Genomic DNA, 26,127 nt, shown 5'->3' with positions numbered 1-26,127 from the left:
GTGGCTCGTTCTCTCTCTGTCTAGTGACGGGGTTCGGACTACCAGCGGTAGTGCGCGAAGGCCTTGTTGGACTCGGCCATCTTGTGGGTGTCCTCGCGACGCTTCACGGAAGCGCCCAGACCGTTGCTGGCGTCGAGGATCTCGTTGAGCAGACGCTCGGTCATGGTCTTCTCGCGACGGGCGCGGGAGTAACCGACCAGCCAGCGCAGCGCCAGGGTGTTGGCGCGGCCCGGACGGACCTCGACCGGCACCTGGTAGGTGGCGCCACCGACGCGGCGGGACTTGACCTCGAGGGTCGGCTTGACGTTCTCCAGCGCGCGCTTCAGCGCGACAACCGGGTCGGCGCCGGTCTTCTCACGGACACCCTCGAGGGCGCCGTAGACGATCCGCTCGGCGGTGGAGCGCTTGCCGTGCAGCAGGATCTTGTTGACCAGCGAGGTCACCAGCGGGGAGCCGTAGACCGGGTCGATGATGACCGGGCGCTTCGGGGCGGGGCCCTTACGAGGCATTCTTACTTCTCCTTCTTGGCGCCGTAGCGGCTGCGAGCCTGCTTGCGGTTCTTGACACCCTGGGTGTCGAGCGAACCGCGGATGATCTTGTAGCGGACACCAGGAAGGTCCTTCACACGGCCACCGCGGACCAGCACGATGGAGTGCTCCTGCAGGTTGTGGCCCTCGCCCGGAATGTAAGCGGTGACCTCGATCCCGCTGGTGAGGCGCACACGGGCGACCTTGCGGAGAGCCGAGTTCGGCTTCTTCGGGGTGGTCGTGTACACACGCGTGCAGACGCCGCGACGCTGGGGCGAACCCTTCAGTGCGGGCGTCTTGTTCTTCTCGACCTTGTCCTGCCGGCCCTTTCGGACCAGCTGCTGGATCGTAGGCACCGTTTCTCCGTTTTCTGTGTGCCAAGGCTTGGTGGAACTAACCTGCGGTGTGGCCCACACCCTCCGACCCACGCGGTCGGGCGTGTTGGGCCTTCTTCGGGGGAAGAATCACGGAATCCCGAGCTGAGCTGCGTCATCGGCACAGGCCGAGCGGGTGGAGTCTCCGCTACGGCGGCCGGTCTGCTGGCACGCACAAGGACCCGGGCACACCCCAGGCACAAGGTCAGAGCGTACCTAGCGCACAGGCGGCGGTCAAAACAAATGGGGCGCGCCGGGCCGGGCACCGCCCGGACCAGGCACGGCGGCCCCGCGCTCAGTGCGGCCCGCTGCTCGCCACCATGACCATCAGCAGGAAGAACAGCGCCCAGCCGGCGATCGAGAGCCAGCCGAACACCAGCCCCAGGATCGCCAGGCCGTCGCCATCCTCCTTGGTGCGGCGGATCTGCGAGCGGGCGATGTGGCCGGTGATCACGGCGGGCAGGCCGGTGAGGCCACCGGTGAACAGCGTCAGGCTGCCCAGGATCGCCGAGGCCGTCGCCAGGCCGTTGCGCGGCGGGACGGGCGGCGGGAGCAGCGGCGGGGGCAGCGGCATGAAGGTCGCCGGGACGGGAGCGCCGAACGGGGCGACCATCGGCCCGGACGGCAGGTCGGCGACCAGCACGGACAACTGGCCGTAGGTGGCGGCCTGGTGGGCGGAGGTCAGCCGGTGCTCGTACTCGTCGGCGGTGATCCGGCCCTCGGCGTAGGCGGCCTTCAGCACGTCCACGGTGCGCTCGCGGTCGGCGTGCGCGGCGCGCATCGCGGACTGCGGCGTCGGCGCCGGGTGCCAGGGCTGCTGCCCGTACGGCGCCGGCGTTCCCCACTGACCGGTCATCACGGCCACCTCCCGTTCCCCGCGCTGCGCGCGCGCTTCTCAGGATGCAGGACGAACGGGCTGCCCGGGTAGTTGCCGGGGGGCGACGAACTGCCGCCCCAGTAAGGGGCAATACCGCCACATGGGGGATGGAAAGGTAAAGAAATGATCATAGGGTCGAACCGACCGGCCAGGGACCGACCCCGACAAGGAGACCACCCGCCATGGAGGCGACCACCACGCCGCCCGCTGTCTCGATCCGCGACCTGTGGAAGCGCTTCGGCGCACAGACCGCCGTCGCCGGACTCAACCTCGATCTGCCCGCCGGCTCGTTCATCGGACTGGTCGGCCCCAACGGCGCCGGCAAGACCACCACGCTGTCGATGGTCACCGGCCTGCTCCGGCCCGACCAGGGCACCGTGCTGATACACGGCGCCGACGTCTGGCAGGACCCGGTCGCGGTCAAGTCCCGGATCGGCATCCTGCCCGAGGGACTGCGGATGTTCGAACGCCTCAGCGGGCGCGAACTGCTCCAGTACAACGGGCGGTTGCGCGGCCTGCCCGGCCCGGAGACCGACCGGCGCGCCGAGGAACTGCTGGCCGTGCTCGACCTGACCGGCTCCGCCGACAAGCTGGTCGCCGACTACTCCACCGGCATGCGCAAGAAGATCGGCCTGGCCGCGGCGCTGCTGCACAACCCCGACGTGCTGTTCCTGGACGAGCCGTTCGAGGGCGTCGACCCGGTGTCCGCGCAGACCATCCGCGGCGTGCTCACCCGGTATGCCGCCTCCGGCTCCACCGTGGTGTTCTCCAGCCACGTCATGGAACTCGTCGAGTCGCTGTGCGACTGGGTCGCCGTGGTCAGCGCCGGGCGGGTGGTCGCCGCCGGGCCGCTCGACCAGGTGCGTGGCGAGACCTCGCTGCAGCAAGCGTTCCTCGGGCTGATCGGCGTCCGCGAGGACGACGGGCACGCGCTCGGCTGGCTCGGTGGGGGCCACCGGTGAGCACCACCTCCCCCACCACCTCCCGCACCGTCTCCCCCACCGCCGACGACCGGGCCGTCGTCCGCACGCTGGTCTCGCTCAAGGTCCGGCTGCTGCGCAACGGCCTGCGGCGCAGCCCCGGCCGGGCCGCCGGCTACCTGGCCGGCACCTGCTTCGGGCTGCTGTTCGGCGTGTCCGCGGCCGCCGGAATGGTGGTGCTGCGCGGGCACGCGGGCGCCGCCGACGTCGCCGTGATGCTCACCGCCGGACTGGCCGTCAGCTGGGCCGCCATGCCGCTGTTCTTCTTCGCCGGCGACGAGAGCGCCGACCCGACCCGGCTCACCATGCTGCCGCTGCGGCCGCGCGCCCTGCTGCGCGGCACCCTGATCGGCAGCCTGGTCGGACCCGGCCCGCTGGTCGGCCTGCTGCTGCTGATCGGCGCCGCCGTCACCGCCGGGCAGGGCGCCGCGTCCGCCGCCGTCGCGGTGCTCGCGGTGCCGCTCACCCTGCTGGTGCTGATCGCGCTGAGCCGCTCGGTGGCCGCCGCCAACGCCCGGCTGCTGTCCAGCCGGCGCGGCAAGGACTTCGCGATCTTCGGCGGCCTGCTGTTCGCGGTGCTGATCCAGCTCGGCAACCTGGGCATGCAGAGCTCCTTCCGGAGCCCCGACCAGGGCCTCGACCTGTCGGTGCTGCAGCCGTACGCGGCGGTGCTGCGCTGGATCCCGCCGGTCTCCGCGATCGACGCGGTGCGCTCGGCCGGCGAGGGCTCCTACCTGGTCGCGGCGCTGCAACTCGCGCTCGCCGGCGGCCTGCTGACGGTGCTGCTGCGCTGGTGGCTGCGCAGCCTGCAGGCCCTGATGGTCTCCGGCGACGCCTCCACCCTGGTGGAGGCGTCCTCGGTGCACTCCGGTTCGGGCTCCCGCGCCTGGCGGCTGCTGCCCGCCGGCCGGGCCGGTACCGTCGCCCAGCGGCACCTGCGGTACACCTGGCGCGAGCCCCGCGCCAAGGCGGCGATCTTCACCGGCATCGGCATGACCTGCGTGATCGCGGCGATGTCGGTGGTCCAGGGCTGGGGCTCGGTGTACGTGATCGCGATCGGCGGGCTGATGCTCGGCCTGCAGTCCGGCAACCTGTTCGGCATGGACGGCTCCGGGTTCTGGATGGTCGCCTCCACCCTGATCACCCGTCGGGACGCCCGCGACGAACTGCGCGGCCGGGTGTACGCCATCCTCGCCCAGGGCGTCCTCGTGCTGCTGCTGGTCGGCTCGGTGCTGGCCGCCGTCACCGGCAGGTGGGCGGAACTCGCGCCCGCGCTCGGCGTGTCCTTCGCCGCCCTCGGCACCAGCGTCGGCCTGGGCAGCGTGATGAGCGTCTACGCCCCGTACGCGGTGCCCGCCGACGGCAACCCGATGCGCAGTGCCGCGCCCGGGCAGAACGGCGTGGTGATGCTCAACGCCTTCGGTTCGATGATCGGCGTCTCGCTGGGCTGCGCGCCGATCGGCATCGCCCTCGGCATCCTGCTGATCTCGCACCAGTCGCCCTGGCCGATCCTGCCGGTCGGCGTGCTGTACGGCGCCGGGATGGCCCTGCTCGGCATCCGGGTGGCGTCCGGCGGGCTGATCAAGCGGCTGCCGGAGGTCCTCGCCCGGGTGATCGAGCGCTGACCGTCCCCTTCCGGCCCCGGGCCCGCCGCTATCATGCGTGCGCGCCCGGGGCCGACCCGTGCGCACGGGGGAGGGAACACGATGCGCATCGCTGCGGAGGCCGGCCCGCACTACGGCTGGGTGGACAGCCCGCTCTGGCAGCAGACCGTGCTGCCGGTGCTCGTCATGCTGCTGGTGCTGCGGCTGATCACCGTCTTCGCCCTCGGCCGCAGTCAGCACGGCTACCGGGCCCGGCTGTTGAGCCGCGCGCGGCGGGCCCAGATCCGCACCCTGTTCGCCGGGGACGCCTCCCGCCGCCGGTCCGAACTGCGGGCGCTGTCCAGTGCATACCCGCCGCAGTGGATCGCCTCCGCGGTGGAGCTCGTGCTGCCCGTGCTGATCGGCGGCGCGCTCACCGTGCTGATGTGGATCGCCGACCACTACCAATTCACGGAGTCGACGGATATCGCCGACCAGGTGATGGTGCGCACCACCCCGCCGTGGCTGGCGGCACGCGCGCTGCCGGCGCTGTTCGGCGGCCAGGGCGGGCTCGGCGCGGCGCTGACCGGTTTCGTGCTGACCGCGCTGTGGCAGCTGCTGTGGGCCCGTACCCGGTTCCTGGTGCTGTGCACCCGGATGCCGTCCGGCACCTGGGAGCACTCCTGGCTGCGCCGCTACCTGGTGCCGGTGCTCGCCGCCCAGTTCCTGCTGATGCCGCTGGTGCTGCCGAACGGCGCGCTGATCGCGCTGGTGGCGTGGCAGCTGTGCTCGCTGTACGCCACCCGTCGGCTGAACCTGCTGCCGATGGCCGCCGCCGCGCCGCCGCTGACGGGCGTCGCCGCGTCCGCCGAGGCGCCGGCCGGGGCGGTCCGGGACACCGTCGACACGCTCGGTGCGGCCGCCTCCGCCCGCCTGCAGTCGATCCGCGAGACCCGCGCGGCGCAGCGCACCCGCCGCGAGCGGGAGGCCGCCGCGCGGGCCGCCGTCGCGCAGACCGAGGCGGAGGTCGCCGCCCGGGACGCCGAGATCGCCCGGGCGGTGGTCGCCGAGTCCGAGGCGCTGCGGGCCGCCCGGGACGCCGAACAGGCCGAGGCGGCGGCCCGGTTCGCGGCCGAGCCCACGGTGAGTGGCTCCCCCGCCGCCGCGGCCACGCCGACGGTGCTGGGCAGCACGGTGCGCGACCGGGACGGGCTGCCGACCGTCGACGCCAAGCCGCTGCCGAACGGGGCGCCCACCGCGATCGGCGCGTACCGGCTGCTCGGGCTGATCGGCTCCGGCGGGTTCGGCACCGTCTACCTGGCGCGCCGTCAGGGCTCCGCCACCCAGGTCGCGCTGAAGACCCTGCACGCCGACACCGAGCACGACGAGGAACTGCACCGCCGGTTCGAGAACGAGGCGAAGGTGCTGGCCCAGGCGCCCGCCGCGCACACCGCGCGGGTGCTGGACACCGGCGTCGCCGACGGCACCCCGTTCATCGCCATGGAGCTGCTCGACGGCCGCCCCCTGCAGGCCCTGCTGCGCGAGCGCGGCACCCTCGCCGACCCGGCCGCGCTGCGCGCGCTCGCGGTGGCGCTGGCCGTCGCGTTGGACGCCCTGCACCGCGGCGGGCTGGTGCACCGCGACCTGAAGCCGTCCAACATCATGATGACCAGCGACGGCCCCAAGCTGCTGGACTTCGGCATCTCGCTGATGACCGACCACACCCGGCTGACCCGGACCGGCGGCATGGTCGGCACGCCCGTCTTCATGGCCCCGGAGCAGCTGGCCGAGGGCCCGGTCGGCCCGGCGGCGGACGTCTGGGCGTGGGCCTGCTGCCTGGTCTGCGCGGCGTACGGCGAGAGCCCGTTCGCCACCGCCAACCAGTACGTCGTGTACCACCGGATCGTCAACGAGGCCCCGTCCCCGGCCGGGATCGCCGCCGTCCGCGCGCTCGACCCGGCGCTGGCCGACGCCGTCGAGCGCGCCCTCGCCAAGGACCTCGCCGACCGCCCCGCCGACGGGGCCGCGCTGCTGGCGCTGCTCACCGCCGACGGCACCCCGGCGCAGCGGCAGATCGCCCGCGGCTGGGAGGCCCTGGCCGGCTGACGGACTCGCCGGTCGGCGCGCTCCGGCATCATGGGGAGCGCCCCTCCCCCGTGCCCCCAGGAAGCAGGACCGCCGTGACCAGCACCGATCAGCCCGTGGACGAGCTGCTGGCGGAGGCGGTGGGCCGGGTGACGGGCGCGCCGGCGGACGGGTTGGAGTTCGTGGTGGACGGCGCGGCCTCGCTGCTGGCGGCGTCCGCGGACCGGTGGCCGCTGGTGAGCCGGGCGCTGCTGGGCTTCGCGGACCGGGCGGTGGGCCGGTGCTGGGCGGCGGGCTGGCGGCCGGCCGACCTGGTGCGGGTGGCGCGGCGCGAGCTGGGCCCGGTGCAGGTCGCCCTGGCGGTGGACCTGATCGCCGCGGAGGGCCGCCGGCACCCCGCCGCCGCGCTGGACCGCCGGTGGCGGGAGCAGCTGCGGGAGTTGGAGGCGGAGCCCTGGTGGCCGTCCGACGAGGCGTACCTGCAGGCGTTCGCGGACCGGCACCGGCTGGACCGGTTCGCGCTGGCCACGGCGGTGCTGGAGCTGCTGCGGACCTGGGCGCTGCTGCCGCCCGTCCAGCCGGTGGGCCCGGCGCCGGGGCAGTCCGCGCCGCGGGTGAGCGCGCCGCGCAGCGGGGAGCCGCGGATGCTGGGGCGGATCCGGGCGCTGCTGGCGAAGGCCGAGTCGACGGAGTTCCCGGACGAGGCGGAGGCGCTGACCGCGAAGGCCCAGGAGTTGATGGCGCGTCACTCGATCGACGAGGCGCTGCTGTCGGCGGGCGGGCCCTCTGCGGACGAGCCGGCGGCGCTGCGGATCGGCGTGGACAACCCGTACGAGGGCCCGAAGACGATGCTGCTGGACGCGGTGGCGGCGGCGAACCGGTGCCGGGTGGTGTGGGCGAAGGAGTTCGGGTTCTGCACGGTGATCGGGTTCGACGCCGACCTGGACTGCGTCGAGCTGCTGTACACCTCGCTGCTGGTGCAGGCGACTTCGGCGATGCAGCGGGCGGGCAGCCGCAAGCACAAGGACGGCGCGGCCCGGACGAAGGCGTTCCGGCAGTCGTTCCTGGTGGCGTACGCTGCGCGGATCCGGGAGCGGCTGGCGGAGGCCACCGAGCGGGCCACCGAGGACGCGGCGGCCGGGCGCCCCACCGAACCGGGCGAGCCGGGCGGTGTCGAGGACGGCGGCGGTTCGCTGCCGGTGCCGGCCCCGGACGGGGGGCTGCTGCCGGTACTGGCGGCCCGGGCGGAGGCCGTGGACGATGCGGTGGGCAGGATGTTCCCGAAGCTCGTGTCTCAGCGGGTGCGGGTGAGTGACGGCGAGGGCTGGGTCGAGGGCCGGGCCGCCGCCGACCGGGCCACGCTGCACCGGGGTTCGGGACGGATCGAGCGCTGACAGGGCGTCGGCGCAGCTCAACGAGGGGGGATTGCGGATGGAGTTCTCGGAGCGGGTGCGCGGCTCGCTGGTCGGCGGTGCGCTGGGCGACGCGCTGGGGTGGCCGATCGAGTTCCTGCGGCTGGACACCATCCGGCAGCGGCACGGCGAGGCCGGCCTGACCGACCTGGCGGACGCCGACCGCGGCGGCCAGATCACCGACGACACTCAGATGACCCTGTTCACCGCGGAGGGCCTGCTGCGTGGCGGCCGCCGCGAGGACCTGCACGCCGCGTACCGGCGCTGGTTCCAGACCCAACGGCTGCCGGGCCCCGAGCGTTTCCCGGACGGCTGGCTGGCCGGGCAGGAGTTCCTGTACGCGTCCCGCGCGCCGGGCAACGCTTGCATGACGGGCGTGGTGCTGGACTACACGGAGGCCGTCCCGTTCGGCCAGGAGGGCCCGGTGAACCCGGGCTCGAAGGGCTGCGGCACGGTGATGCGCTCGGCGCCGTTCGGACTGGCCGGCCTGGGCGCGGACGAGGCGTTCCGGCAGGCCGCGCTGGCCGCGCAGCTGACACACGGTCACCCGACGGGATATCTGGCGGCCGGTGCGTTCGCCGCGCTGATCGAACGGGTGTCGGCCGGGGTGCCGCTGCGGGCGGCGGTGGCCTCGACGCTGGCGAGGCTGGTGGCGATGCCGACCAACGCGGAGACCACCGAGGCGCTGCGCCGGGCGGTGCGGGTGGCCGACGAGGGCCCGGGTTCGCCGGAGTCGGTGGAGCGGGTCGGCCTGGGCTGGATCGCCGAGGAGTGCCTGGCCGTCGCGGTGTACGCGGCGCTGGTCGGTGCCGACGCCCGCGAGGCGCTGGTGCTGGCGGTCAACCACTCCGGCGACAGCGACTCCACCGGCGCGGTCTGCGGCAACCTGGTCGGCGCGATGTACGGCCTGTCCGCGCTGCCCGCCGACTGGTGCGCGATCGTCGAGGGCCGGGACGTCCTGCTGCAGGTGGCCGACGACCTGGTGTCCCACGCCTGCGGCGACCGGGCGGCGCTCGCCGACCGCTACCCGCTGCCGGTCGGGTGATCCGGTGGGCCTGAGTCTGGAGAAGGTGTCGGCCACCGCGCCCGGCCTGATCGACCTGTACAAGTCCGCGCGGGTGAGCCTGACCAAGCGCGGGCTCCAGCACGCCCGGGCCGCCGTCTACCTGGTGCTCGACCGCTCCGGCTCGATGCGGCCCCACTACCGGTCCGGGGCCGTCCAGCACTTCGCCGAGCAGGTGCTGGCGCTCTCGGCGCACCTCGACGACGACGGCCGGGTGCCGGTGGTCTTCTTCTCCACCGGGGTGGACGGCATCGCCGAGATCTCCCTCGACGACCACCTGAACCGGATCGGCCGCCTGCACTCCGCGTTGGGGCACCTGGGCCGGACCAACTACCACCTGGCGATGAAGGCGGTGATCCGCCACTACCAGCTCTCCGGCGCCACCGACCCGGCCCTGGTGGTGTTCCAGACCGACGGCGGCCCCACCTCCCGGGCGGCCGCCCGGGACATGCTCTGCCTGGCCGCCGAACTCCCGATCTACTGGCAGTTCGTGGGCTTCGGCGACCCCGCCGACCAGGAGTTCGCCTTCCTCCGCCGCCTCGACGAACTCCCCGTCCCCGCCCGCCGCCCGGTCGACAACGCCGGCTTCTTCCCCGCCGGCCAGGACCCGCGCGCCCACACCGACGCCGACCTGTACGACCACCTGCTGACCGGCTTCCCGGAGTGGCTCACCGCGGCCCGCGCTGCCGGGACCCTGGACGGCGGCTGACCGGCCTGTGCCGTGGTCGGCCTGCATCACCGACGTCGGGGGGACGTGGGAGCCGAATCAACTGCCCGCAGTGCCGGACGAGTACTCGCAGGTCTTCCCCTCGCGGGTCGCCGTGTGGAGCACCGCATACCTCTGCCAGCGCTGCCACGTCGTCTTCATCCCGGCCGGCTCGCTCGGCTCCCCCGAGGCGCAGGCCGCCCCGGTCCCCGCGTTCCGGGCACTGGTCGCGACGGTGGCGGCGGACCTCCGCTCGCGCGGGCTCCTGACGTAGCGGGACGTTCGCTCTCGCGTCAGTCCCAGAGCGCACCGAACGCGAGCAGCTCCTTGCGGTACTCGATCCGCTCCACCCACTCCCGCGGCCACGCGCCCTCGCCGTGCCGGGCGCCGGCGAAGGCGCCGGCCAGGCAGGCCAGGGAGTCGGAGTCGCCGGAGGAGACGGCAGCGCGGCGGACGGCGGCGACCGGGTCGTCGGGGAGCAGCAGGAAGCAGAGCAGGGCGGTGGCGAACGCTTCCTCGGCGACCCAGCCTTCGCCCGTCCGTTCGCAGGGGTCGGCGTCCGGCTCGCCGGCGGCGAGGGCGGCGTCGAGGCGGTCGAGGGCGAGGAGGCACTCGTCCCAGCCGCGGGCGATGAACTCCTGCGGAGAGCCGAAGTGGCCCCGGGAGGCGAGGTCGCCGAGCCAGAACTCGTCGTAGTGGGTGCGTTGTTGGTGGGCGTGGGCGCGCAGGCGGGCGGGGAGTTCGGACGGGTGGGTGCCCTGGGCGAGCCAGCGGACGGTGAACGCGGTGAGTTCGCTGGCGGCCAGCGCGGTCGGGTGGCCGTGGGTGAGGCCGGACTGCAGCTGGGAGGCGCCGGAGACCTGCCGGTCGGTCAGCTCGCGGACCAGGCCGAGCGGGGCGACCCGCATGTTCGCGCCGCAGCCCTTGGAGCCGATGTCGGACGCGTCCTGCCAGGGCCGGCCGGTGGAGAGCCGGAAGCAGGACCGCAGGCAGGTCATGCCGGGGGCCCGGTTGTTGTCCGGGGAGCGCCACCAGTCCACGAACTCCTCGCGCAGCGGCAGTTCGAGGCGCAGCGGGACGAGCGGGCCCTCGGCGAGGCCGGTGCGCAGGGCGCGGGCGAGTGCCAGCGTCATCTGGGTGTCGTCGGTGACCTGGGCCTTCTTCGGCAGCGGGAGCTGCCGCCAGTCGGGGCTGAGCAGCCCGATCTCGTCCAGGTTCAGGAACTCGGTGCGCTTGCCGATGGCGTCGCCGATCGCCAGCCCCAGCATCGCTCCTGTCGCCCGCCCCACGGCATGCCCCTCTCAGACCTCGACCAGCAGTTCCTTGAGTCCGCGGATCACGTAGCCGGGGTTCCACTCGGGTTCGCGCACCAGCGTCAGCCCGGGGGCCTTGCGGAGCAGTGCGCCGTAGGACTCGGTGAGTTCAAGTCTGGCAAGGGGCGCGCCGAGACAGAAGTGAATTCCGGCGCCGAAGGTGATGTGCGGGTTGTCGGTGCGGCCGAGGTCGAGCCGGTCGGGGTCGGTGAACCGCTCGGGGTCGCGGTTGGCGGAGCCGAACAGCAGCGCCACCTCGGAGCCGCGCGGGATCCGCACGCCGCCGACCTCGATGTCCTCCAGCACCCAGCGTTCGAACATCTGCAGCGGGGTGTCGTACCGCATCAGTTCTTCGATCGCGGTGGGCAGCAGTTCGTCCACCGCGCCGCGCAGCCGGGCGAGTTCGCCGGGGTTGCGGAGCAGCGCCCACCAGCCGTTGCCGGTGGTGTTGACGGTCGCCTCGTGGCCGGCGTTCAGCAGCAGCACGCAGGTGGAGATCATCTCCTGCTCGCTGAGCACCTGCCCGTCCTCGACGGCCTGGGTCAGCGCGCTGATCAGGTCGGTGCCGGGTTCCTCGCGCCGGCGGCGGATCAACTCCCGCAGGTAGGCGGAGAATTCGAGGCTGGCGGTGACCGCCCGGCGGGCGGTGTCCTCGCTCGGATTGAGCTCGAACATGCCGGTGATGTCGGCCGACCAGGGCCGCAGCAGGTGCCGGTCCGCCTCGGGGACGCCCAGCATCTCGGCGATCACGGCGACCGGCAGCGGCTCGGCGACCTTCGCGATCAGGTCGCCGCCGCCGTCGGCGAGCAGCCCGTCGACCAGTTCGCCGGCCAGCCGCCGCACGGTCGGGCGCAGCGACTCCACCATGCGCGGGGTGAACGCCTTGGCCACCAGCCGCCGGATCCGGGTGTGGTCGGGGCCCTCCAGGTCGAGCAGGCCGAAGTCGTTGAGGGTGTGGAACGGCTCGTGCGCGGGGTTCGGCGCGCTCTGCCCGAACTCCTCGTGGCTGAACCGGTGCGTGTAGGTGCGTCCCAGCCGCCGGTCCCGCAGCAGCGCGTTGACGTCCGCGTACCGGGACACCAGCCACTGGTCGCTCGGTTCGTAGTGGACGACCGGCGACTGCTCGCGCAGCACCGCGTACGCCGGGTACGGGTGGGCCACGAACTCGGCCGACCACGGGTCGAAGGCATCAAGCGCCATGGAGTTGTCTCCCTGCTCGTCAGATCGCCATCGTATGCCGCCCGACCTGCGGGTTTGTGCTCAGGCCCGGGCCAGGTCGCCGTTCACCAGCCGCCGGACCAGCTTCGGCAGCGCCTCCGAGATCGGCTCGCGGATCACCTCGTGCGCGGCCTCGTCGTACGCCGTGGGCTCGCCGTTGACGACGATCAGCTTCGCGCCGCGCTCCAGCGCGATCCGCGGCAGCAGCGCCGCCGGCATCACCTGCAGCGAACTGCCCACCGCCAGGAAGACCTGGCACGCCTTGGCGACCGCGTCCGCCTGCGCCAGCACCCGCTCGTCCAGGGCCTCGCCGAACATCACGGTGCGCGGACGCAGCACCCCGCCGCACTGCTCGCACGCCGGGTCGTCCTCCCCCGCCGCGACCCGCTCCAGCGCCGCCGCCATCGGACCGACCACCCGGCACCTGGCGCACTGCACCTCGGTGGCGGTGCCGTGCAGCTCGATCACTTTCCGGGCGGGCAGCCCGGCCGCCTGGTGCAGGCCGTCCACGTTCTGCGTCAGCACCCGCATCGGCACGCCCGCCCGTTCCAGGTCCGCCAGCGCCCGGTGCCCGGCGTTCGGCTCGGCACCGATCGCGCCGGCGTCCCGCCGCATCAGCCAGGACCGGCGGCGCACCTCCGTGCTCGCCAGGTACGGGCCGATCGTCACCGTCTCCTGCGCGCTCGGATCGCGCTGCCAGAGCCCCTGCGGGCCGCGGTAGTCGGGAATCCCCGAGTCCGTGGAGATCCCCGCCCCCGTCAACACCGCCACCATCGGACGCTTCTCGCTCATGCCCCGGACGGTACGGCCCGCAGCCGGTTCTGACCACCCGTTATCACCGGCCAGAACGCCACCAGGTACAGCGCCGCACCGACCGGCATGAAGTCCAGCGACGCCCCCATCAACACCGTGCCCACCAGCACCAGCACCGGGCTCCACCAGCGCACCACCCCGCGCACCGTCAGCCGCACCAGCAGCGCCAGCAGCCCCACGTACAGCATCATCGGCACCACCGTGTACACCAGCGGCATCACCCCCGGCACCGACTGCACCCGCTCGAACAGGTCGGAACGCGCCGCGTAGTCCGCGGAGACCGCGTTCGCGTACAGGTCGATGCCGCTCTGCGCCAGGCCGGCCACCACCCCCGCCAGACCAGCCCCCAGCCAGACGCGGCCCCAGACCCCCCGTTCACCACCGAGCCGCCACAGCTCCACCATGCCGAGACCCATCAGCACCATCCCCGCGAACAGCGCGAGGTGCCCGACCGTCCAGCCCGCCCCCACCCCCCGCGACCCCGGCACCAACCGCACCGCCCCGTACACCGCGAGCAGCCCCGCCGACCATCCCAGCGCCCGACGCCCCGTAACCATTGCCCAACCCCTTTGCGAGAGTGCCCTTTTCGACACCCCCAACCCTGCCGGGAGAGCCTGCGGCGCAACTCCCCCGCGACGGTGAAAGGTCCGCATCCCTCCCAAGGAGGAGACGCGGGTGGACTGCGAGAGCGGGTGGACGCGAAAACAGGGGCGCGGGGAACTGCGCGAATCGGAAGGCACCCACCCGCAAGATCGCGACGCAGGACAATGACCTGCACGTGATCGCGACCTTGCGGACCGGTAAGCGCGTGCCTACTCCCCTGCCGTCACGGCCCCCGCCTCGTACGCGAACACCACCGCATGCACCCGGTCCCGCAGCCCCAGCTTCTGCAGCAGGTTGCTCACGTGCGTCTTGACGGTGTGCTCACTCACCACCAGCTCCGCCGCGATCTCGGCGTTCGACATCCCCCGCGCGACCAGCCGCAGGGTCTCCAGCTCGCGGGCGGTGAGGGTGCCCAGGAGCAGACTCAGCGGCCGGGAGACGGCCAGCGCCCCGCCCGCCTTGCGCGCCGTGACTTCGCCGATGACCCGGCGGGTGACGGACGGAGCGAGCAGGGCCTCGCCGGAGTTGACGACCCGGACGGCGTGGGCGAGGTCGTCGCGGCGGACATCCTTGAGCAGGAAGCCGCTCGCCCCTGCGTACAGCGCGTCGAACACGTAGTCATCGACGTCGAAGGTGGTCAGCATGATCACTTTGCAGCGGGGGAACTCGGCACAGACCCGGCGCGCCGCCTCCAGCCCGTCCATCACCGGCATCCGGACGTCGAGCAGCAGCACGTCGGGATCAAAGCTGCGCACAGCCTCTATCGCCTGCTGTCCGTCGCCGGCTTCGGCGACGACCTCGATGTCGGGTTGGGCGTCGAGGATCATGCCGAATCCGGCGCGGACCAGTTCCTGGTCGTCGGCGATCACCACTCGTATGGGCAACTGAACTTCCTCTCTCAGGCGTTGAGCGGCAGCACGGCAGCCACCAGGTAGCCCGGGCCGTCGGGCCGGGGGCCGGTTTCGACAGTGCCGCCGCAGGCGGCGGCGCGTTCCCGGATGGAGAGCAGGCCGCGTCCGCCGGAGCGCCCGTCGATCCCGGCCCCGACCGCAACAGCTGGCCCCCTCCCGTCGTCGGCGACCGAAACGGTCAGATCGGCACCGTCCCGAACGGCGACCCGCACCACGACCCGGCCCGCCCCGGCGTGCTTGACCACGTTGGTGAGGGCTTCCTGGACGATCCGGTAGGCCGCGGCCTGCACCTCCGCGGGCCCGGCCTCCTCGATGCGGGCGTCGACGTCGACGCCCGATTCGCGGACGCGGTCGAGGACCCCCGCGAGTTCGGCCAGCCGGGGCTGCGGGGCGAGCGCGGGCGCCGCCCCGTCCTCCTTGAGCACGCCGAGTACGCGCCGGAGCTGGACCATCGCGTCGCGTCCGGAGTCGGCGATGGCGTCGAAGGCGCGGATCGCCCGGTCGGGGTTGCTGCGCACGACCAGTGGGCCGGCTTCGGCCTGGACGACCATCAGGGAGACGGCGTGGGCGAGGATGTCGTGCATCTCGCGGGCGATCCGGCCGCGTTCCTCAGCGACGGCCCGGGCGGCGTCGCTGGCGGCGCGCAGCCCGGCCTGCCGGGCGCGTTCGGCCTCGACGCCGGCCAGCCGGCGCAGTTCGCGCACCAGCGAGCCGACCACGAAGCTGCCGACGGACACCACCAGGCTGAACAGCGCGCCGCCGAAGGAGTGGGTGCCGATCACGTTGCCGATCACCAGGACGGCCAGCAGCAAGGCGCGCTGCCAGTCCTTGCCGCGGTCGGCGGCGGTGTAGATGGCGACCGCCATGGCGACCTGGATCTGCGGCATCGCGAAGTGCGCCAGCACGGACAGCGCCATGGTGGGCAGCGAGCAGATCAGCAGCACCGCCCACGGCCACCGGCGCCGCCACCACAGCGGCACCGACCCGGCGAGCGCCAGCGCGTACGCCCACCATTTCCCGCCCGCGCCTTCCGGGTCGGTCCACACGCCCATGACCGAGACCCAGACCGCCAGCGCGACCAGCGGCAGGTCCACCGCCCACGGCCGGACCCTCCCCCAGGCCAGCAGGCCTTCCGTCCACTTCCCCATTCGCGCATCCTCTCGCATCGTCGGACGGCCGCCGCCCTCCCCGGGAACGCCGAAGGGCGCCCCCGACCGGGAGCGCCCTTGACGATGCGTCAATGACCGGGCGTCACAGCAGCCGCTTGATCTCTCCGCGCGCCCGGTAGAACCCGCCGGACGCGGACTCCCGCACCTCCGCCACCAGGTAGCGCGCCCCGGCGACACGGACGTCCTTGGGGAACTGCACCCGCCAGGACGGGTCGAAGCCGGGTGACACCACCCGCACCCGCAGCCGGCTGCCGTCGGCGACGCACTCCACCTCGATGCCGCTGCCGGCCGCCGCGGTGACGCTGACGGTCTCCAGCACCGCGGACGACTCGACCCGGGCGAAGCCGCGGCCGCTGACCTCGGCGGTGGCCGGCAGGGTGCCCTGCTCGGCGGCCTGCACGGCGCCCGGCGAGGCGTCCAGGCAGGCCAGCGAGCCGTCGGTGGTGACGACGTACAGCCGCCCGTCGCGGTACTGCATGCTGTACGCGGAGCCGCAGCCGGTGCCGAGCTTCCACAGCCGGGTGCCGTCGGCGGCGAAGCAGTACACCGACGAGTGGTTGTCGCCGGCGAACACGTACTCGCCGTCCGGGGAGGCCGCGCAGGAGAACACCGCGGCGTCGCACTTGTACGCGGTGACCTCGACGCCGTCGGACTTGCGCAGCCGGTGCACCCAGCCCTGCGAGGTGCCGGCGAACACCTCGTCCCGTTCCTGCCAGCCGAACAGCACCTGGCCCTTGGTGCGGGCGTGCCACTGCTGGTCGCCGCCACGCTTCGCGTACCGGCTGACGCCCGCCGAGTAGCCGTGGTAGACGGAGTCGGCGTCGCAGCGCACCATCCAGCCGGCGCTGCCGTCGGCCTTCCGCCGCCACTGGAACTCGTCCTCGTGGTCGACGGTGGTCAGCCCGCCGCGCGCGTCGGCGACGCCGAGCACGCCGTCGTGGATGTCCAGCCAGTAGATGTCGACGTCCTGGGCGATCTCGTACGCCACCCGCGGCACCTTGCCGCCCAGGTCGTACACCTTGCCGTCGTCGCAGCCCGCGTAGATCCACCAGTCGTCGGCGACGATGCACTTGACGCCGTCGGGGAGGCCGAACCGGCCGGTGACCTCACCGTCCCGGGTCAGCGTGTAGACGTCGCCGCTCTCGTTGCCGACCCAGGCGTGGTCCTCGCCGACGTACACCCCGAATGCGGGCGAGCCGGAGCGGAAGCGCCACAGCAGCGGCGCCTGGCGGGCGGTGGAGCGGGTCGAGGTGATCTCCCGGCGGGTCACCGCCCGGCGCTGGCGCACGCCCTGGACGGCCGGCGCATAGCCCTTGCGGACCTTCTCGCCGATCTTCTTGGCGGCCGTCGCGGCGGCCTTCTCCGCGCTCGGGCACACCGTGGTCTTGGTCGTCCCCGGCTCGCCGATCCGGCCGTAGCGGATCGTCAACTCCGCGCCCTTGACCGTGACTTCGTAGAACTTGTGGGCACTGCCCTGGTCCTCGGAGAGTTCCAGGTAGGTCACCTGCGGGTCTGCGGAAACGGTGGCAGACATGGCCGACGCCCCTTTCGGGCACAGAGTTCGGGGGGGTGCCGGCGGGGCCTTCGCCACCTGCCGACACACCTCAATCTAGGCCCTGCCACCGACAGCCCCGACGGCCGGTCAGCTGTTGTACACCTGCACACCGCCGCTGTCGGCGCGGGCGATCACGAGGTGCGGCGCGCCGGGGGTCGAGGGCACCTTCACCTCGGTGCCGCCGCTGTCGGCGCGCGCGTCCACCTGGTACTGCTCCCCCGACGGCACCCTCACCTGCACGCCGCCGGACTCGGTGGTCATCTCCGCCCGGGCCGGCGCCTCGGCGAACCGGGCGTTCACGCCGCCGGACTCCACGGACATCTTCACGTTCTTGGACTTCAGCCCGAAGGCGTCGATCCCGCCGGAGCTCACCTTGGCGTCCACGTCGCCCGCCACGTCGTGCAGCTGGATGCCGCCGCTGGTCTGCTTGAGCGTCAGCTTCGTCCCGGCCGGGACGTGCACCTCGTAGCCGATCCCGCAGCTGCTGCAGGAGTAGGTGAGCTTCAGCACCCCGTCCTTGAGCTCGTGAGTGCCCTGCGGCTCCTCGTCCTTCCAGGCGCGCTTCTCCACCACCCGCACCGGCCCGTCGCCGACCCTCACGTCGATCCCGCCACTGGTCCCGTCGACCACCAGTTGATCGACCTGCCCGGGCACCTCGTACGACACCGTCTTGCGCTGCTGATCGCCCCACGGCCCGCAGCCCACCGCCCCGACCACCAGCAGCCCGACGACCGCCGCCGCCCCCATGATCCGCTTCACCGCGGCCTCCTTTCGACTTCCCCAAGTCTCCCGTTCCCCGGGGCCCCGGCGCCTCCCTCCACGGAGTGGTTCGGCCGCCTCCGTCCCCAGGGGGATCCCCTAGGTGAAACGCGGGGCCGGGAACGCCGCAGGGCGGCCACCCCGAGTGGGGTGACCGCCCTGCGGTTCAACCGAAAGATCAGCCGAAGGATCAGCCGGTGTACGGACCGTAGTCGTAGTCGTCCAGCGGGACGGCCTGACCGGAGCCCGCGCCGAACGGCGACAGGTCGTAGTCGTCGTAGCCGACGGCCGAGTACATCGCGGCCTTGGCCTCTTCGGTCGGCTCGACCCGGATGTTGCGGTAGCGGGGCAGACCCGTACCGGCCGGGATGAGCTTACCGAGGATGACGTTCTCCTTGAGGCCCAGCAGCGGGTCCGACTTGGCGTGGATCGCCGCGTCGGTCAGCACCCGGGTCGTCTCCTGGAAGGAGGCGGCCGACAGCCAGGACTCGGTGGCCAGCGAGGCCTTGGTGATACCCATCAGCTGCGGACGGCCGGAGGCGGGGTGGCCGCCCTCGGACACCACGCGGCGGTTCTCCTGCTCGAAGCGGCCGCGCTCGACCAGCTCGCCCGGCAGCAGCTCGGCGTCGCCCGACTCGATGATCGTCACGCGGCGGAGCATCTGCCGGATGATGATCTCGATGTGCTTGTCGTGGATCGACACGCCCTGCGAGTTGTAGACCTTCTGGACTTCGGCGACCAGGTGGATCTGGACGGCACGCTGGCCCATGATCCGCAGCACGTCGTGCGGGTTGGTGGCACCGACGGTCAGCTTCTGGCCGACCTCGACCGCCTCGCCCTCGCTGACGAGCAGCTTGACGCGCTTGGAGACCGGGTAAGCGATCTCGTCCGTGCCGTCGTCCGGCGTGACGACGACCTTGCGGGTCTTCTCGGTGTCCTCGATGCGGACCCGACCCTGCGCCTCCGAGATCGGGGCGACACCCTTCGGGGTACGCGCCTCGAAGAGCTCGACGACACGCGGCAGACCCTGGGTGATGTCGTCACCGGCCACACCACCGGTGTGGAAGGTACGCATGGTCAGCTGGGTACCGGGCTCACCGATGGACTGGGCGGCGATGATGCCGACCGCCTCACCGATGTCGACCAGCTTGCCGGTGGCCAGCGAGCGGCCGTAGCAGAAGGCACAGGTGCCGACCGCCGACTCACAGGTCAGGATCGAGCGGACCTTGACCGCGCTGACGCCGTGCCGGATCAGCTCGTCCATCAGGACGTCGCCGAGGTCGGTGTTGGCGGTCGCGATCAGCTTGCCGTCGACAGTGATGTCCTCGGCGAGCATGCGGGCGTACACGCTGGTCTCGACGTCGTCGGCCTTGCGCAGCACACCGTCCGCGCCGACCTGGCCGATCTCCAGCTTGAGGCCGCGCTCGGTGCCGCAGTCCTCCTCGCGGATGATCACGTCCTGCGAGACGTCCACCAGACGACGGGTCAGGTAACCCGAGTCGGCGGTACGCAGCGCGGTGTCGGCCAGACCCTTACGGGCACCGTGGGTGGAGATGAAGTACTCCAGCACGGACAGGCCCTCACGGAACGAGGCCTTGATGGGACGCGCGATGGTCTCGTTCTTCGCGTTCGACACCAGACCACGCATACCGGCGATCTGACGCATCTGCATCATGTTTCCTCGAGCACCCGAGTCGACCATCATGAAGATGGGGTTCGTCTTCGGGAAGTTCGCGGCCATCGCGTCGGCGACCTCGTTGGTCGCGCGGGTCCAAATGCCGATGAGCTCGGACTTGCGCTCGTTGTCCGTGATCAGACCGCGCTCGTACTGGCGCTGGACCTTCTCCGCCTGCGCCTCGTAGCCCTCCAGGATGGCGGGCTTGCTCGGCGGGACGATGACGTCCGAGATCGAGACGGTGACACCGGAACGGGTCGACCAGTGGAAGCCGGCCGCCTTCAGGTTGTCGAGCGCCGCGGCGACGACGACCTTCGGGTAACGCTCGGCGAGGTCGTTGACGATCGCCGAGAGCTGCTTCTTGCCGATCTCGTAGTCGACGAACGGGTAGTCCTCGGGCAGCAGCTCGTTGAAGAGCGCCCGGCCCAGCGTGGTGGTGATCCGGAACGGCTCACCCTCGTGCCAGGTCGGCTGCCCGTCCTCGTCCACCGGCGGGGTCCAGCCCCGCGGCGGGACGGTGCCGGCGGCCATGCGCAGGTCGATGGTGGCCTGGACGTCCAGCTCGCGGGCGTCGAAGGCCATGATCGCCTCGGCGGTCGAGGAGAAGGAACGGCCCTTGCCCTTGACCTCCTCGCGGTCCGAGGTGAGGAAGAACAGGCCCAGCACCATGTCCTGGGTCGGCATGGTGACGGGGCGACCGTCGGCCGGCTTCAGGATGTTGTTCGAGGACAGCATCAGGATGCGGGCCTCGGCCTGCGCCTCCGCGGACAGCGGCAGGTGCACGGCCATCTGGTCACCGTCGAAGTCCGCGTTGAACGCGGTGCAGACGAGCGGGTGGATCTGGATGGCCTTGCCCTCGACCAGCTGCGGCTCGAAGGCCTGGATGCCAAGGCGGTGCAGGGTGGGCGCACGGTTCAGCAGAACCGGGTGCTCGGCGATGACCTCTTCGAGGACGTCCCACACCACGGGGCGGGCGCGCTCGACCATGCGCTTGGCCGACTTGATGTTCTGCGCGTGGTTCAGGTCGACCAGGCGCTTCATCACGAACGGCTTGAAGAGCTCCAGCGCCATGGCCTTCGGCAGACCGCACTGGTGCAGCTTGAGCTGCGGGCCGACGACGATGACCGAACGGGCCGAGTAGTCGACTCGCTTGCCGAGCAGGTTCTGACGGAAACGACCCTGCTTGCCCTTCAGCATGTCGCTGAGGGACTTCAGCGGGCGGTTGCCCGGACCGGTGACCGGACGGCCACGACGGCCGTTGTCGAACAGCGCGTCGACGGCCTCCTGCAGCATGCGCTTCTCGTTGTTCACGATGATCTCGGGCGCGCCGAGGTCGAGAAGCCGCTTCAGGCGGTTGTTGCGGTTGATGACGCGGCGGTACAGGTCGTTCAGGTCGGAGGTCGCGAAGCGGCCACCGTCGAGCTGGACCATCGGACGCAGGTCCGGCGGGATCACCGGGACGCAGTCCAGAACCATGCCCTTGGGCTTGTTGCTGGTCTGCAGGAAGGCGGAGACGACCTTGAGGCGCTTGAGCGCACGGGTCTTCTTCTGGCCCTTGCCGGTACGGATGATCTCGCGGAGGCGCTCGGCCTCCTCGCCCAGGTCGAAGGACTCGAGGCGGTCCTTGAGGGCCGCCGCGCCCATCGAGCCGGAGAAGTAGGTGCCGAAGCGGTCACGCAGCTCGCGGTAGAGCAGCTCGTCGCCCTCGAGGTCCTGGACCTTGAGGTTCTTGAAGCGGGCCCACACCTCGTCCAGGCGGTCGATCTCGCGCTGGGTGCGGTCGCGGAGCTGCTTCATCTCGCGCTCGGCGCCCTCACGCACCTTGCGGCGGACGTCGGCCTTGGCGCCCTCGGCCTCCAGCTCGGCCAGGTCGGACTCGGCCTTCTTGGCCCGGGCCTCCAGGTCGGAGTCACGGCGGTTCTCGATCTGCTGGCGCTCGACCGAGACGTGCGCCTCCAGGGAGGGGAGGTCGCGCTGACGGCGCTCGTCGTCCACCCAGGTGATCATGTAGGCGGCGAAGTAGATGACCTTCTCGAGGTCCTTCGGCGCGAGGTCGAGCAGGTAGCCCAGACGCGACGGGACACCCTTGAAGTACCAGATGTGGGTGACCGGGGCGGCCAGCTCGATGTGGCCCATCCGCTCACGGCGCACCTTGGCGCGGGTCACCTCGACGCCGCAGCGCTCACAGATGATGCCCTTGAAGCGGACGCGCTTGTACTTACCGCAGTAGCACTCCCAGTCCCGGGTGGGACCGAAGATCTTCTCGCAGAAAAGGCCGTCCTTTTCCGGCTTCAGCGTGCGGTAGTTGATGGTCTCCGGCTTCTTCACCTCGCCGTGCGACCACTGGCGGATGTCGTCGGCGGTGGCCAGTCCGATGCGGAGCTCGTCGAAGAAGTTGACGTCAAGCACTGGTCGTCAAGCCCTCTTTCGTGATTCGAGAGTCTGTCTGTTGGTCTGAGGGGGGCCTGGGGGCGGGCCGACCGGGCTGCGTCAATTTAGAAGCAGCCGGCCGGCCCGACCTCCGTCAGACCTCTTCGACGCTGCTCGGCTCGCGCCGGGACAGGTCAATGCCGAGCTCCTCGGCGGCGCGGAACACGTCCTCGTCGCTGTCCCGCATCTCGATGGACTGGCCGTCCGAGGACAGCACCTCCACGTTGAGGCAGAGCGACTGCATTTCCTTGATGAGGACCTTGAAGGACTCGGGAATGCCGGGCTCGGGGATGTTCTCGCCCTTGACGATGGCCTCGTAGACCTTCACACGGCCGAGGACGTCGTCGGACTTGATGGTGAGCAGTTCCTGCAGCGCGTACGCGGCGCCGTATGCCTCAAGGGCCCACACCTCCATCTCACCGAAGCGCTGACCACCGAACTGCGCCTTACCACCGAGCGGCTGCTGGGTGATCATCGAGTACGGACCGGTCGAACGGGCGTGCAGCTTGTCGTCGACCAGGTGGTGCAGCTTGAGGATGTACATGTAGCCGACCGAGACCGGCATCGGGAACGGCTCGCCGGAGCGGCCGTCGAACAGCCGGGCCTTGCCGGTGGAGTTCACCAGGCGCTCACCGTCACGGGTGAGGGTGGTGTTGTCCAGCAGGCCGGTGATCTCGTCCTCGCGGGCGCCGTCGAACACCGGGGTGGCGAGGTTGGTGCCACCCTCGACGGTGTCCGCGCCGATCGCCTGCAGGCGCTTGGCCCACTCGTCGGCGAGGCCGGAGACATCCCAGCCCTGCTTGGCGAGCCAGCCGAGGTGAATCTCCAGGACCTGTCCCGGGTTCATTCGGGACGGAACACCCAGCGGGTTCAGGATGATGTCGACCGGGGTGCCGTCCTCCAGGAACGGCATGTCCTCGACCGGCAGGATCTTGGAGATAACACCCTTGTTGCCGTGACGGCCGGCGAGCTTGTCACCGTTGGTGATCTTGCGCTTCTGGGCGACGTAGACGCGGACCAGCTGGTTCACGCCGGGGGGAAGCTCGTCGCCCTCCTCACGGTCGAAGACGCGGACGCCGATGACCTTGCCGGACTCACCGTGCGGCACCTTCAGCGAGGTGTCGCGGACCTCACGGGCCTTCTCACCGAAGATCGCGCGGAGCAGGCGCTCCTCCGGGGTCAGCTCGGTCTCACCCTTCGGGGTGACCTTGCCGACCAGGATGTCGCCGGTGACGACGTCGGCGCCGATCCGGATGATGCCGCGCTCGTCGAGGTCGGCGAGGACCTCCTCGGAGACGTTCGGGATGTCCCGGGTGATCTCCTCGGGGCCCAGCTTGGTGTCACGGGCGTCGACCTCGTGCTCCTCGATGTGGATCGAGGAGAGGACGTCGTCCTGGACGAGGCGCTGCGACAGGATGATCGCGTCCTCGTAGTTGTGGCCTTCCCACGACATGAACGCCACGAGGAGGTTCTTGCCGAGGGCCATCTCGCCCTCGTCGGTGCACGGGCCGTCGGCCAGCACCTGGCCGGCCTCCACCCGGGCGCCCTCGTCCACGAGCACCTTCTGGTTGAAGGCGGTGCCCTGGTTGGAGCGGGTGAACTTGGCGGCGCGGTACGTGTTGTACGTGCCGTCGTCGTTGGCCACGGTGACGTAGTCGGCCGAGACCTCCTGCACCACACCGGCCTTGTCGGCGGTGATGACGTCCGCGGCGTCGACGGCGCAGCGGTACTCCATGCCGGTGCCGACCAGCGGCGCCTCGCTGCGGAGCAGCGGGACGGCCTGGCGCATCATGTTCGAGCCCATCAGCGCGCGGTTGGCGTCGTCGTGCTCGAGGAAGGGGATCATGGCGGTCGCGACCGACACCATCTGGCGCGGCGAGACGTCCATGTAGTCGATCTCGGTGCCGGGGATGTAGTCGATCTCGCCGCCACGGCGGCGGACCAGGACACGCGGCTCGGCGAAGGTCAGCTCCGCGGTCAGCGGGGCGTTGGCCTGCGCGATGACGAAGCGGTCCTCCTCGTCGGCGGTCAGGTAGTCCACGGCCTCGGTGACGACACCGTCGACGACCTTGCGGTACGGGGTCTCGATGAAACCGAACGCGTTGACCCGGCCGTACGAGGCCAGCGAGCCGATCAGACCGATGTTCGGGCCTTCGGGGGTCTCGATCGGACACATGCGGCCGTAGTGCGAGGGGTGCACGTCACGGACCTCGAAGCCGGCCCGCTCACGGGACAGACCACCGGGGCCGAGCGCGGACAGACGACGCTTGTGGGTCAGGCCCGACAGCGGGTTCGTCTGGTCCATGAACTGCGACAGCTGGCTGGTGCCGAAGAACTCCTTGATGGAGGCGACGACCGGCCGGATGTTGATCAGGGTCTGCGGCGTGATCGCCTCGACGTCCTGGGTGGTCATGCGCTCGCGGACCACTCGCTCCATGCGGGCGAGGCCGGTGCGGACCTGGTTCTGGATCAGCTCGCCGACGTTGCGCAGGCGACGGTTGCCGAAGTGGTCGATGTCGTCGACCTCGATGACAATGTCGCGGCCCTCGTCATCACGCCACTCGGTCTCGCCGGCGTGCAGCTTGACCAGGTACTTGATCGTGTTGATGATGTCGGGCTCGGTGAGCACACCGGAGTCCAGCGACTCGGCGTTGCCGAGCTTGCGGTTCACCTTGTAGCGGCCGACCTTCGCCAGGTCGTAGCGCTTCGGGTTGAAGTACAGGTTCTCCAGCAGCGTCTGCGCGGCCTCACGCGTGGGCGGTTCGCCCGGGCGCAGCTTGCGGTAGATGTCGAGGAGCGCGTCGTCCTGGCCCTGGGTGTGGTCCTTCTCCAGGGTGGCGCGCATCGACTCGTACTCGCCGAACTCTTCGAGAATCATCTCGTTGGTCCAGCCGAGGGCCTTCAGCAGCACGGTGACCGACTGCTTGCGCTTGCGGTCGATGCGGACACCGACCATGTCGCGCTTGTCGATCTCCATCTCCAGCCAGGCACCGCGGGAGGGGATGATCTTCGCGGAGAAGATGTCCTTGTCGGACACCTTGTCCAGGGTGGAGTCGAAGTAGACACCGGGGGAACGCACCAGCTGGGACACGACGACACGCTCGGTGCCGTTGATGATGAACGTGCCCTTGTTGGTCATGAGCGGGAAGTCGCCCATGAACACGGTCTGGGACTTGATCTCACCGGTCTCGTTGTTGGTGAACTCCGCAGTGACGAAGAGCGGGGCCGCGAAGGTGAAGTCGCGGTCCTTGCACTCGTCGATGGAGTTCTTCGGCGGCTCGAAACGGTGGTCCCGGAAGGTCAGGGACATCGACCCGCTGAAGTCCTCGATCGGGGAGATCTCCTCGAAGATCTCCTCCAGACCGGACTTGGTGGGGACGTCCTGACCGCTCTCCAGGGCAGCCTCGACCCGGGACTTCCAGGCCGCATTGCCGAGCAGCCAGTCAAAGCTCTCGGTCTGCAGGGCGAGGAGGTTGGGGACCTCGAGGGGCTCCTTGATCTTCGCGAACGAGACGCGGAGCGGGGCGGTGGATGCGGAATTGTTCGAGGCGTTGCGCGGCGCGGCCAAGAGGGGGGTCCTTCCGAGGGCTCGGAGCTCACTACGCGCATACCGTCCGCGCCATGGCCGAGGCGGAAAACCCCAGGTCAGGACAGGGGCCACTCCGGGCGACGAGTCACAGAGCAGCTAACAGGCAGCGCAAAGGGACAGTGTAGCCAATGGCGACACTGCTAGCAAGCCCTGATTCGGAGACCGAATCGGACGCTCCTCCCGTACAACCGACAACCCGGGCAGTGATCCCTCACCGGCCGGGCCGTCGCACCCACTCCTGCGTCACCGGGAACCTTCCCAGTGCCACCGCCGAATATGCATCGGAGGCGGTTCCGCTTGGGCACGCGCCTCGAGAATCGCGCGCCGCGTGCTGTTCGTCAAGGCCCCCACCAGGGTGCGGACCTCGCAATGCCCATCGTCACAGCCACTCCGGGCGTTACACACGGCCCGTGACGGGGTCGGCGACGACAGCGATCACCCTACCCCCGGGGACCGACAGGATCCGAGTCCGCCGAGGGCCGAAC

General features: G+C 71.2%; 20 protein-coding genes. 7 read left to right on the top strand and 13 right to left on the bottom strand.

All coding sequences use genetic code 11. The features are described 5' to 3' along the window. Positions 1-38 precede the first annotated feature (38 nt). The 3 genes from rpsG to ACFYST_RS26650 all read right to left on the bottom strand — a co-directional run bounded on the left by rpsG (position 39) and on the right by ACFYST_RS26650 (position 1,682). Positions 39-509 carry a 30S ribosomal protein S7 gene (gene rpsG, locus ACFYST_RS26660; protein ID WP_030457432.1) on the bottom strand — a complete coding sequence of 157 codons (471 nt, stop codon included), beginning with the start codon at positions 507-509 and terminating at the stop codon, positions 39-41. Between the two features lie 2 nt (positions 510-511). Further along, positions 512-883 carry a 30S ribosomal protein S12 gene (rpsL, locus tag ACFYST_RS26655; protein WP_014144289.1) on the bottom strand — a complete coding sequence of 124 codons (372 nt, stop codon included), beginning with the start codon at positions 881-883 and terminating at the stop codon, positions 512-514. Between the two features lie 313 nt (positions 884-1,196). Beyond that, positions 1,197-1,682: a DUF1707 and DUF4190 domain-containing protein gene (locus ACFYST_RS26650; RefSeq protein WP_387866100.1), complete on the bottom strand. Its 486-nt coding sequence runs from the start codon at positions 1,680-1,682 to the stop codon at positions 1,197-1,199. A 278-nt stretch (positions 1,683-1,960) separates the two neighbouring features. Here ACFYST_RS26650 and ACFYST_RS26645 point away from each other — a divergent pair, with 278 nt between their 5' ends. From ACFYST_RS26645 to ACFYST_RS26615, 7 genes are all read left to right on the top strand, one after another. Continuing rightward, positions 1,961-2,740 (top strand): ABC transporter ATP-binding protein, encoded by a 780-nt coding sequence (locus ACFYST_RS26645; protein WP_387644442.1) that lies wholly within the window; start codon positions 1,961-1,963, stop codon positions 2,738-2,740. Beyond that, entirely contained in the window at positions 2,737-4,383 is a 1,647-nt protein-coding gene (locus tag ACFYST_RS26640; protein WP_387865988.1) for a transporter, read from the top strand. The genes ACFYST_RS26645 and ACFYST_RS26640 overlap by 4 nt, the downstream gene beginning before the upstream one ends. Positions 4,384-4,464: 81 nt before the next feature. Then, the gene (locus ACFYST_RS26635; RefSeq protein WP_387865985.1) at positions 4,465-6,447 is read left to right on the top strand and encodes a serine/threonine-protein kinase; all 1,983 of its coding nucleotides are present in this window, start codon (positions 4,465-4,467) and stop codon (positions 6,445-6,447) included. Between the two features lie 74 nt (positions 6,448-6,521). Then, positions 6,522-7,820 (top strand): DUF2786 domain-containing protein, encoded by a 1,299-nt coding sequence (locus ACFYST_RS26630; RefSeq protein WP_387865983.1) that lies wholly within the window; start codon positions 6,522-6,524, stop codon positions 7,818-7,820. Between the two features lie 37 nt (positions 7,821-7,857). Then, positions 7,858-8,883 (top strand): ADP-ribosylglycohydrolase family protein, encoded by a 1,026-nt coding sequence (locus ACFYST_RS26625; RefSeq protein ID WP_387865980.1) that lies wholly within the window; start codon positions 7,858-7,860, stop codon positions 8,881-8,883. A 4-nt stretch (positions 8,884-8,887) separates the two neighbouring features. Further along, positions 8,888-9,610 (top strand): VWA domain-containing protein, encoded by a 723-nt coding sequence (locus tag ACFYST_RS26620; RefSeq protein WP_387865978.1) that lies wholly within the window; start codon positions 8,888-8,890, stop codon positions 9,608-9,610. A gap of 70 nt (positions 9,611-9,680) precedes the next feature. After that, entirely contained in the window at positions 9,681-9,881 is a 201-nt protein-coding gene (locus tag ACFYST_RS26615) for a hypothetical protein (protein ID WP_387644427.1), read from the top strand. A gap of 19 nt (positions 9,882-9,900) precedes the next feature. Here the strand turns inward: ACFYST_RS26615 and ACFYST_RS26610 are convergent, their stop codons facing one another. The 10 genes from ACFYST_RS26610 to rpoB form a co-directional block, all read right to left on the bottom strand. Beyond that, positions 9,901-10,875 carry an ADP-ribosylglycohydrolase family protein gene (locus ACFYST_RS26610; RefSeq protein WP_387865975.1) on the bottom strand — a complete coding sequence of 325 codons (975 nt, stop codon included), beginning with the start codon at positions 10,873-10,875 and terminating at the stop codon, positions 9,901-9,903. Between the two features lie 33 nt (positions 10,876-10,908). After that, positions 10,909-12,120, bottom strand: coding sequence for a cytochrome P450 (locus tag ACFYST_RS26605; protein WP_387865973.1), 1,212 nt, complete (start codon positions 12,118-12,120; stop codon positions 10,909-10,911). Positions 12,121-12,180: 60 nt separating this feature from the next. After that, the gene (locus tag ACFYST_RS26600; RefSeq protein WP_387644419.1) at positions 12,181-12,930 is read right to left on the bottom strand and encodes an NAD-dependent deacetylase; all 750 of its coding nucleotides are present in this window, start codon (positions 12,928-12,930) and stop codon (positions 12,181-12,183) included. Then, positions 12,927-13,508, bottom strand: a complete 582-nt coding sequence (locus ACFYST_RS26595; protein ID WP_387865971.1) for a hypothetical protein — start codon at positions 13,506-13,508, stop codon at positions 12,927-12,929. The genes ACFYST_RS26600 and ACFYST_RS26595 overlap by 4 nt, the downstream gene beginning before the upstream one ends. A gap of 255 nt (positions 13,509-13,763) precedes the next feature. Then, complete coding sequence (locus tag ACFYST_RS26590; protein WP_387865968.1) at positions 13,764-14,438, bottom strand: response regulator; 675 nt, start codon at positions 14,436-14,438, stop codon at positions 13,764-13,766. Positions 14,439-14,452: 14 nt separating this feature from the next. After that, the gene (locus ACFYST_RS26585; RefSeq protein ID WP_387644413.1) at positions 14,453-15,613 is read right to left on the bottom strand and encodes a sensor histidine kinase; all 1,161 of its coding nucleotides are present in this window, start codon (positions 15,611-15,613) and stop codon (positions 14,453-14,455) included. Positions 15,614-15,716: 103 nt separating this feature from the next. Further along, a complete protein-coding gene (locus ACFYST_RS26580; protein WP_387865965.1) occupies positions 15,717-17,168 on the bottom strand; it encodes a WGR domain-containing protein in 1,452 nt (483 codons plus the stop codon). Between the two features lie 108 nt (positions 17,169-17,276). After that, positions 17,277-17,948, bottom strand: a complete 672-nt coding sequence (locus ACFYST_RS26575; protein WP_387865963.1) for a DUF4097 family beta strand repeat-containing protein — start codon at positions 17,946-17,948, stop codon at positions 17,277-17,279. A 190-nt stretch (positions 17,949-18,138) separates the two neighbouring features. Next, a complete protein-coding gene (locus ACFYST_RS26570; RefSeq protein ID WP_387644405.1) occupies positions 18,139-22,032 on the bottom strand; it encodes a DNA-directed RNA polymerase subunit beta' in 3,894 nt (1,297 codons plus the stop codon). A gap of 115 nt (positions 22,033-22,147) precedes the next feature. Beyond that, complete coding sequence (gene rpoB, locus ACFYST_RS26565; RefSeq protein ID WP_043914627.1) at positions 22,148-25,621, bottom strand: DNA-directed RNA polymerase subunit beta; 3,474 nt, start codon at positions 25,619-25,621, stop codon at positions 22,148-22,150. Positions 25,622-26,127: the final 506 nt, after the last annotated feature.

The organism is Kitasatospora sp. NPDC004614 (assembly GCF_042873675.1).
GTDB lineage: Bacteria > Actinomycetota > Actinomycetes > Streptomycetales > Streptomycetaceae > Kitasatospora.
Note: the sequence above shows the minus strand (reverse complement) of the source record. Positions and strands in the feature narration are given on the sequence as shown.